The sequence below is a fragment of the Acinetobacter sp. UBA5984 genome (genome assembly GCF_002429925.1).
Lineage (GTDB): Bacteria > Pseudomonadota > Gammaproteobacteria > Pseudomonadales > Moraxellaceae > Acinetobacter > Acinetobacter variabilis.
Genome location: NZ_DJBE01000056.1, coordinates 64,403 through 72,454, shown reverse-complemented (window position 1 = coordinate 72,454; position 8,052 = coordinate 64,403). Strand labels below are relative to the sequence as shown.

Here is an 8,052-nt window from a genome sequence, read left to right as displayed (position 1 = left end):
TCAGGAATTATATATATTTGTAGCACGATATCCATTAATACATATGGCTTAAGATGATGAAAAAATTCTCTCTTTGGGGTACTTTGGCTTTAAGTTTGGCAACTTTTGTATCTCCTGCAGTTATTGCCAATGATTTGACAGCTGAAGAAAATGACATGATCGTGAAAGAAGATGTTGCGTCTGCACAGGTAATGATCGAAGTATGTCCAGGCATTATTGGTCAGAATGCAAAATTCGATACAACGATTCAGCAGCTGATTCAATCTTATCTAAAAGAATACTCAGACAAATCTATGACCTATCAAAAACTTCAGGCAGACAGTGAATACAAGACTGTGCTTGAAGAAGCGCGTCAAGGTGCAAAACAGACTGCAAAAGACGAACAAAAAACAGCGTGTGAAGATGTTTTAGCCTATCAGGAATAAGGTTTTTCTCGCTGAAATGAGACGATGCCAGCATCGTCTTTTTTCTCTTACACATTTCTTCATAATTCTACAGCTTCACTACATTTCCCCTCTTTTCAATTTTAAAAATATCTTTAAGCTAACAAATTATTGTTCTACATGTAATTTTTGAGTTTTTTGATGAAACATACATTAATTAAAAGTTTAAGTTTATCTGTTGTTGCTGGTATGACACTTTGGGGCAGCTCGGTTTATGCAGCAAATGAAAATATTGAAGTCACCCCAAACCAGGAAATTACCAAGCAAGAATTGGCTGCGATTTATGTCTTTTCTGAAATTTGCCCAAGCATGGTCAAAGACAAAGCAAAATTCAATCAAGGTTATAACCAGCTCGTGATTGAATATTTGCCGGGTCAAAAAAATCCGGTTGAACGGCTGAACCAGATGGTAAAACAGTCAGATTTCCGTAACATTCTGGCCGAAGCACAGAGCGACGCCAAAAAGGCTGGCAAGAAAAAGAATCAGGCCATTTGCAATGAGTTGGTGAGCTACAGTAAATAATCCACTTTTTGAGTGATTGCTTACAATACTTTTGAAATAACCCCGGGTTTCCCATAGAAGTCAGCCTAGCTTTGTCCTAAAATGCTAGGCTCTTCGTGCTTACATCAAGATATTGGAACCCACTAGAAATGACCCAAAAAACTGCCCTTGCTGCATTATTATTAATTCCTAGTTTTAGCTTTGCAGCAACTGTCTTATCTGCACCACCAGAATTGAATAATAAATCTTATGTGCTAATGGACTACGAGACAGGGCAAATTCTCGCATCAAAAAATGAAAATGAAAAATTAGCCCCTGCTTCAATGACCAAGATGATGACCAGTTACATCATCGAGCAGAAGTTATTAAGTGGTGAGCTGACTGAAGATGAACAGGTTCGCATGAATGAATCTGCATGGTGCCGTGGTAGCAGTGCAGAATCATGTATGTATGTACCTTTAAACGGTACGGCGACTGCACTAGAAATGTTGCGTGGGATTATTATCCAGTCTGGTAATGATGCGTCTAAAGCGATGGCTGAACATATTGCAGGGAACGAGGGTACCTTTGCACATATGATGAACCAGGAAGCGAAACGGATCGGCATGACTAATACCAGCTTCATCAACTCGACTGGTATGCCAGCTGAAGGCCATTATTCGACAGCGAAAGATATGGCAACTTTGGCTCAGCACATCATCAAAGACAGTTCAAAATACTATCCAATTTACTCTGAAAAAGAATTTACTTTTAACGGGATTAAGCAAGGTAACCGTAATGCCCTGCTCTATACTGATCCAAGTGTAGATGGTCTGAAAACTGGTCACACCGATGAAGCCGGTTACTGCTTAACGACTTCTTCAAAACGTGGTCCGACTCGTCTGATTTCAGTGATTTTCGGTGCACCAACCATGAATGAACGTGCATCACAAACACGTGAACTTCTGGCTTGGGGTTATGCAAACTTTGAAACCAAAAATGTTCAGCCAGCTAAACAGGTTCTAGCCAAGTCTAAAGTCTGGTTTGGTAAGGAAAATGAAGTTCAGATCGGTCTTGCAGAAAACTTTAACGTGACTATGCCTAAAGGTCAGGCCAATGCCATTAAAACTCAATTGGTCGTTCAGCCTAAACTGACTGCACCTTTACAACCAGGTCAAGTCGTAGGTAAATATGTGGCGACTTTAAACGGCAAAGTGATTGCTGAGAAACCACTTGTTGCACTAAAAGCAGTTGAAGAAGCTGGTTTCTTTGCTCGTATGCTGGATCATATCAAACAATTTTTTAGTAACCTGTTCTAATATTTATTATCAATATTAGATCTTACTAAAGCGAAAGCACACATTCATCGAATGTGTGCTTTTTTATTTTATAATACTTATAAACTTTCAGGATGACACTGACATGAGCCAAAACATTCGCCCTTATCTGGATACTCGCCCGCAAGTCGCTGACTCCTGTTATATCGATCCGATGGCGGTAGTCGTAGGTGATGTTGTTTTAGGCGAAAATGTATCTGTATGGCCTTTTGCCGTAATTCGTGGTGATGTGAATCATATTCGTATTGGTAAGAACTCGAATGTACAGGATCATTCCATGTTGCATGTGAGTCATAAAAAGGCGGATAAACCTGAAGGTTCACCATTGATTATTGGTGAAGATGTCACGATCGGTCATCATGTAAAATTACATGGCTGTACCATTGGTAATCGTGTTTTAGTGGGTATCGGTACAATTATTCTGGATGATGTAGTTGTTGAAGATGATGTGATGATTGGAGCAGGTTCACTGGTACCACCGAATAAGGTATTAGAAAGTGGATACTTGTATGTAGGCAGTCCAGTCAAAAAAGTGCGTCCACTGACTGAGAAGGAAATAGCTTTCTTGCCTTATTCAGCACAGAATTATGTGAAAGTCTCAGGTCATTACAAATAAATCGACAAACTAAGGCTACTTTATGTAGCCTTATCTTAATTAAGGAATAACCACATAATCGTTCTTAAAACTATTGGCTTCAAAGTCTCCCTCTACTAGATGCACAAATTTCTGGTCAATCTTGTTCAGTTCTAAGCAATCATCCACATCAATCACGGCATCGGTATGAGGCTTAAACCAAGTTTTTTCAATGGCCAGCTTGCCTTGTGCTTTAGCCTCAGTCTTATTTTTTGCAGCAACTACCAGATATTTATGGATTTCACCAAACTGATCTGGCACATAAGCACCCAGATTGATCAGGAATAGTTTTAAATCCTGTTTTACAGGTATGTCCGTCACCTGAACCTGATAATTCAGATCCTGATAGTTGACACCATTGATCGTCATCCAACCATCGACATGCAGGCCTTTTTGTAAACCAAACCATTGCTGCTTCAAATATGGGAAAGCTGTCTTAATATCTGAACTAATGACCGGAATTACGTCATGTACTTCTACATTGGCTTTTTCATGCTTTCCGCCCAATAAAGCAATGTAGAGCTTGAGTTCAGACATAAAAAAATCCTTTAAAAGCAAAATAGAGAAGACTTTAGCCGCATAGTATAAATGAAACTTACTCGTTCCACTTCAAGTCAATCATCTCATATTCTTAAAATCCTGAAATTCACTTAAATCAGCATCAATACAGTGGATAAACAATCCTAATTTGATCTATTTTTAAGCAAGCTTATTTATATTAAAATAAGGTCCGAACTCCCCTTCTCTTATAAATGAGTCACGCCAATGAAGTAAGTCTATTTTTCTCATCAACGATTATTTTTAGATTGATGTGCAAAATAGATCGTCTGGCTTGATCTTTTCTAGAAAAAATCTCTTGTTTATTTTGTGCATCCTGTATTTATGAGGTTATTTATGACTCAACAGGCATGTGTAATATCCAATCTGACTTTAGAATTCCCGTCCAAAGTCATATTTCAGAATTTAAATTTTACCCTTCCTAAAGCTCAGGTCAGCGCTTTAATAGGCCGTAATGGACAAGGTAAGTCTTTGCTCATGCAGCTTTTGCATCAGACTCAGTATTCTACTCCACATTGCTCAGGTAAAGTTTCCTGGCAAATGCATAATGCCTATCTACCACAATTGCATCGGTTAAAGGCAGCCACAATTGCTGAAGCACTCGAAGTAAGTCAATTACATCGTGCTTTTAAAAATGTTGAACATGGTACAGTCAGTTTCGAGGATTATGAGCTACTTGAGGATAGTTGGCACTTGCCGCATGAATGGCAGCAACTGTTGAGCTCAGCACAATTACCCACCGATCTGGACTTTCCTGTGCAATATTTGAGTGAGGGCCAAAAGACCAAACTTGCTTTATGTAGCTTGTTCTTAAAGCCTGAATATTATTTATTGCTGGATGAACCGACTAACCATCTGGATTGTGAAGCACGAACATGGTTAATAGAGCATTTAAAATTACATCCTGCTGGTGCGTTGATCATTAGTCATGACCGGACTTTACTAGATCAGGTTGATCATATTTATTATTTAAATGAGTATGGATTACAGCACTCTACTGGAAACTATGCGGAGTTTTTTGAACAGTATCAGAAAAATGTCGCTTCACTCGAACAGTCAATTCAACAGAGTCAGCGTGATATTAAACAGATGAAGCACAAGCAGCATGACGTTTTAATGAAAGTATAAAAGCAGGAACATGCCGGAAACAAATTACGTGATTCGAATTCCCAAGCCAAAGTGCTTTTAGACTTTAAAAAGAACAGGCTGGTCAAAGTGTAGGGAAAGTTCAGGCACAGCACCAACGGCAAATTTCGAATGAACAATCTGAATTAAAAGTTCAAAAGCAGCGACTTAAAAAGATAAAACCTCAGCTATTTCAATTTCCAGACCTTAAACTACAGTCTGGTGAAATTCTGCGGGTTAAACACTTAAAGCTTCTTTTTGGTACTCCATAGCCTGTGAATCTTGCTTTAAGTGCAGGTGAAAAAATCCATATTGTAGGCCGAAACGGAAGTGGTAAATCCACTTTGCTGAAACTGACCGCCCTACAAAAGCAGCAACCTCTCGATCAAATCTTTTTGGCACGAAACTGTTTTTATCTGGATCAAAATTTTAGTTTTCTCAATGANNAGAATTCGTGGTGATAAAGGTACTTATCCTTTGCCTCAGTTAAGTGGTGGTGAAAAGCTGAAAGTGGCGTTACTAGGTCTCAGCCAAGTCTCTCCTCAACCCGAACTTTTATTATTGGATGAGCCAGAAAATCATCTGGATATTGAGTCTAAAGCTTCGTTGGCAAGTGCAATTCGGTCTTATAAAGGCGCTATGATTTTAGTTTCACACGATGAACAGTTTGTGCGTGATTGCGGGATCACTGAAGTGTTCAATATGAATGAATAATTTTGATTAAACTTATATACGTAAAAGCCACCTCAATGGGTGGCTGATCAATCATAGGAAATAAGCTTATTGTTTTGTGGTCACATCCTGAGAATATAAATTTAATAAGTATTTTGACAGTATGGTATTCCCCACAAATAAAGAGCCTGATTCACTTAGGTGCCCATAATCCACCTGAAGCAGGTCTTCTCCTTGAGCTGCCCGAATCCGACATTTGTATTGCTGCTGCACATCATCTTTTTTACATAGATGATCAATGAGGGATATATAGGTAATTCCCTGAGGATATTGTAATTTTTTCATTTTCTCGTCTACCTGAACTGCTCTTAAATCCAGTCCGGCATCAAATATAAAATCTTCAGCACTATTCCAGTTTTTCGGTTTCACCATCACTTTAGGAAGCGAAGGTTTCCATTGCGAAATTGGCCCCACAATGACGATATTAGATACGCCAAGCTGAAGCAAACTTTTCCCGATATTTTCCCAATTGGTTTCATCGTGTTTCAGGGCTTGAGTGATAACCACAATTTTGGGTTTCAGTTCTGCGATGCTCTTTAGTGCCAGTTTATTGGAATAGTCACAGGCTTCTTTATAAGCTCCTTTATGATAGTTGATCTCGGTCAGCGATGCCCGGCAAATGGAGGAGGTTTTCTGATAAAAAGGGATATCATTGGATTTCAGTAATGTCCTCAGCCCTAAAGAAAGTGCCTCAGCATGAGAATCTCCCCATAAGAACACCCCACCTTCCTTTTGTTTCGTGATACAGATTGGATCAGGATCATAACTATTATGCTCAGTCAGGCTCACGTAAGTATCACATTTCAGCCAGTATGCATCCCTTAAATTTTTGAATTTCTCATTATAATAATCTAAAAATTTTGCCTGTTCTGAGGCTGCACCTTGGCGCAGATCTGTATTAAAACCATTAAATATATTTAAAGTAACGCCTAAGCTCATGAGCACTAGAGAAAAATAAAGCGGTTTTATACGATAAATATCTTTCCACTGATGATATGAAGGTAATTTAATCTGCTCAATATACTTATAGCTCAGAAAACCTAACCCTATAGAAAGTGCTATTCCGGCATACACATAATACTCAGGCAATGAGTAGATATAGATCAGCACAACCAAAGGCCAGTGCCATAGGTAAATAGAATAAGACCAAGTCCCCAGCTTTTGAAATACAATATTATTGGTAAGAACACTGTCATGTCGATGTGCCTGAATCATCAGGAAGGTACCGGTAACAGGAAAAACTGCCAGATAACCAGGCCACAAGTCTTCTGCAGAAATGAAGAAATAGGATCCCAGAATAAGTGCCAATCCCGTTCCTTCCAGCAACCTTTTCTTATTTTCCTGCAAGGCCAAAGGGTAAAGATAAGCAATTCCCCCGATCATCATTTCCCAGGCTCTGGTAGGTAACAGGAAATAAGCGGGATTTGGCCATTTGTAGGTAGCGATCACAGATAGAATGAATCCTAAAATCGTTCCTGCCAGCAGCATAAATTTCATGGTCTGGATAGACATGAACTTGCGCATGGCAATGAGAACGAGCGGATAAATCATATAGAATTGCCATTCGACGGAAAGTGACCAGGTATGTAATAACCACTTTTCGTGAGTGCCTGCCTCAAAGTAACCGGATTCCTTCCAGTAACTGATATTGGATAAAAAAGTCATGCTACTCGCGGCATGCTTACCCAATAACTTGTAATCAAAAGGCGTCAGATAAAACCAGCCAAAAATCATTAATACCAGACACAGCACGGCCAAAGCTGGAATAATCCGATTCGCACGAGCCACATAAAATTTCAGAATAGAAAATTTTTCATGTTCTAAATCTTTAAATATGATTCCAGTCATTAAAAAACCTGAAATCACAAAGAAGACATCTACTCCAACAAAACCGCCAGGCATCCATGCCGCATTAAAATGAAATAGCATGACTGCAATCACGGCAATTGCTCTGAGGCCATTGATGTCTGTTCTGAATTTCATTGGAGTCCTGTCCTATAAAGCCTGTTATTTATTTTAATTGTTATGAAATACTGCTAATTTTTATTAAATTTTATTTTAAATCAAATTCTTATATTAAAGCGTAGAATGCAAATATTGCTGTTTTAGTATTTTATGCACTCATTATATTCTACGCTTTCTTTTTCGCCAAATACCTTTATTGTTAATCATCTAAATTAAAATCCCGAGTATCAACATAGCCACCGCCGCCTAAATTTTGTAGAATACAGTTTTTATTCCATGGTGCTCCTCTATGATCGCTTGGACTGCTCACGTCACTGTCGCAACTATCGTCGAAAAAAATGGAAAATTCCTGTTCGTTGAAGAACATACTGAAGGTGTCATCCATACCGTATTCAATCAGCCGGCAGGCCATGTGGAGGCAGGTGAAACCATTGTCGAAGCAGCCATTCGTGAAACCATAGAAGAAACCGGTTATCAGGTCAATGTTACTGATCTGATCGGCATCTATACCTATACCCCGCCGATGTTCCCGGATCGTACCTATTTCCGTTTCTGCCTGAGAGCAGAAGCCGTCAGCCATGATGAAAATGCTGAACTGGATACCGGTATTGTCGGTGCAGTCTGGATGACGCTGGATGAACTGGTTGAAACCGCACGTGCTCGCAGCCCATTGGTGATTAAAGCCGTGCAGGATGCCCAAGCTGGCAAACACTATCCTTTATCGCTCATTTACGAGCACCAAAATTCTCCCTTAATTTTAAATTTGGATGCCTAATCC

Annotated in this window: 10 protein-coding genes; 8 read left to right on the top strand and 2 right to left on the bottom strand. The window is 39.3% G+C overall.

The window, feature by feature from the left end; translation table 11 throughout:
* Positions 1–53: 53 nt before the first annotated feature.
* From B3J29_RS09700 to B3J29_RS09685, 4 genes are all read left to right on the top strand, one after another.
* The gene (locus B3J29_RS09700) at positions 54–425 is read left to right on the top strand and encodes an MCR_0457 family protein (protein WP_004782632.1); all 372 of its coding nucleotides are present in this window, start codon (positions 54–56) and stop codon (positions 423–425) included.
* Positions 426–584: 159 nt separating this feature from the next.
* Positions 585–965 carry an MCR_0457 family protein gene (locus tag B3J29_RS09695; protein ID WP_286965167.1) on the top strand — a complete coding sequence of 127 codons (381 nt, stop codon included), beginning with the start codon at positions 585–587 and terminating at the stop codon, positions 963–965.
* 128 nt (positions 966–1,093) lie between these two features.
* Positions 1,094–2,242 carry a D-alanyl-D-alanine carboxypeptidase PBP5/6 gene (dacC, locus tag B3J29_RS09690; protein ID WP_004782636.1) on the top strand — a complete coding sequence of 383 codons (1,149 nt, stop codon included), beginning with the start codon at positions 1,094–1,096 and terminating at the stop codon, positions 2,240–2,242.
* 103 nt (positions 2,243–2,345) lie between these two features.
* On the top strand, positions 2,346–2,876 hold the full coding sequence (locus B3J29_RS09685; RefSeq protein WP_034170031.1) for a gamma carbonic anhydrase family protein: 531 nt from the start codon (positions 2,346–2,348) through the stop codon (positions 2,874–2,876).
* Between the two features lie 39 nt (positions 2,877–2,915).
* On the opposite strand, the gene B3J29_RS09680 is transcribed toward B3J29_RS09685, so the two are convergent.
* Positions 2,916–3,431, bottom strand: coding sequence for a DUF1543 domain-containing protein (locus B3J29_RS09680; protein WP_005234992.1), 516 nt, complete (start codon positions 3,429–3,431; stop codon positions 2,916–2,918).
* Positions 3,432–3,788: 357 nt separating this feature from the next.
* Here B3J29_RS09680 and B3J29_RS15440 point away from each other — a divergent pair, with 357 nt between their 5' ends.
* The 3 genes from B3J29_RS15440 (at position 3,789) to B3J29_RS15430 (ending at position 5,291) form a co-directional block, all read left to right on the top strand.
* Positions 3,789–4,580, top strand: coding sequence for an ATP-binding cassette domain-containing protein (locus B3J29_RS15440; RefSeq protein WP_005234990.1), 792 nt, complete (start codon positions 3,789–3,791; stop codon positions 4,578–4,580).
* Between the two features lie 272 nt (positions 4,581–4,852).
* Entirely contained in the window at positions 4,853–5,038 is a 186-nt protein-coding gene (locus B3J29_RS15435; protein WP_414632207.1) for an ATP-binding cassette domain-containing protein, read from the top strand.
* A complete protein-coding gene (locus B3J29_RS15430) occupies positions 4,962–5,291 on the top strand; it encodes an AAA family ATPase (RefSeq protein WP_414632209.1) in 330 nt (109 codons plus the stop codon). Before B3J29_RS15435 ends, B3J29_RS15430 begins: the two co-directional genes overlap by 77 nt.
* A gap of 66 nt (positions 5,292–5,357) precedes the next feature.
* On the opposite strand, the gene B3J29_RS09670 is transcribed toward B3J29_RS15430, so the two are convergent.
* Complete coding sequence (locus B3J29_RS09670) at positions 5,358–7,292, bottom strand: acyltransferase family protein (protein ID WP_034170032.1); 1,935 nt, start codon at positions 7,290–7,292, stop codon at positions 5,358–5,360.
* A gap of 271 nt (positions 7,293–7,563) precedes the next feature.
* Between B3J29_RS09670 and B3J29_RS09665 the strand changes: the two genes are divergently transcribed.
* A complete protein-coding gene (locus tag B3J29_RS09665) occupies positions 7,564–8,049 on the top strand; it encodes an NUDIX hydrolase (protein ID WP_034170033.1) in 486 nt (161 codons plus the stop codon).
* Positions 8,050–8,052: the final 3 nt, after the last annotated feature.

Bases quoted from the DNA above. Each gene is read 5' to 3' on its own strand.
- B3J29_RS09680 (WP_005234992.1), bottom strand. From the start codon at position 3,431: ATGTCTGAACTCAAGCTCTACATTGCTTTATTGGGCGGAAAGCATGAA.
- B3J29_RS09685 (WP_034170031.1), top strand. From the start codon at position 2,346: ATGAGCCAAAACATTCGCCCTTATCTGGATACTCGCCCGCAAGTCGCT.
- B3J29_RS09670 (WP_034170032.1), bottom strand. From the start codon at position 7,292: ATGAAATTCAGAACAGACATCAATGGCCTCAGAGCAATTGCCGTGATT.
- dacC (WP_004782636.1), top strand. From the start codon at position 1,094: ATGACCCAAAAAACTGCCCTTGCTGCATTATTATTAATTCCTAGTTTT.
- B3J29_RS15440 (WP_005234990.1), top strand. From the start codon at position 3,789: ATGACTCAACAGGCATGTGTAATATCCAATCTGACTTTAGAATTCCCG.
- B3J29_RS09700 (WP_004782632.1), top strand. From the start codon at position 54: ATGATGAAAAAATTCTCTCTTTGGGGTACTTTGGCTTTAAGTTTGGCA.
- B3J29_RS09665 (WP_034170033.1), top strand. From the start codon at position 7,564: ATGATCGCTTGGACTGCTCACGTCACTGTCGCAACTATCGTCGAAAAA.
- B3J29_RS09695 (WP_286965167.1), top strand. From the start codon at position 585: ATGAAACATACATTAATTAAAAGTTTAAGTTTATCTGTTGTTGCTGGT.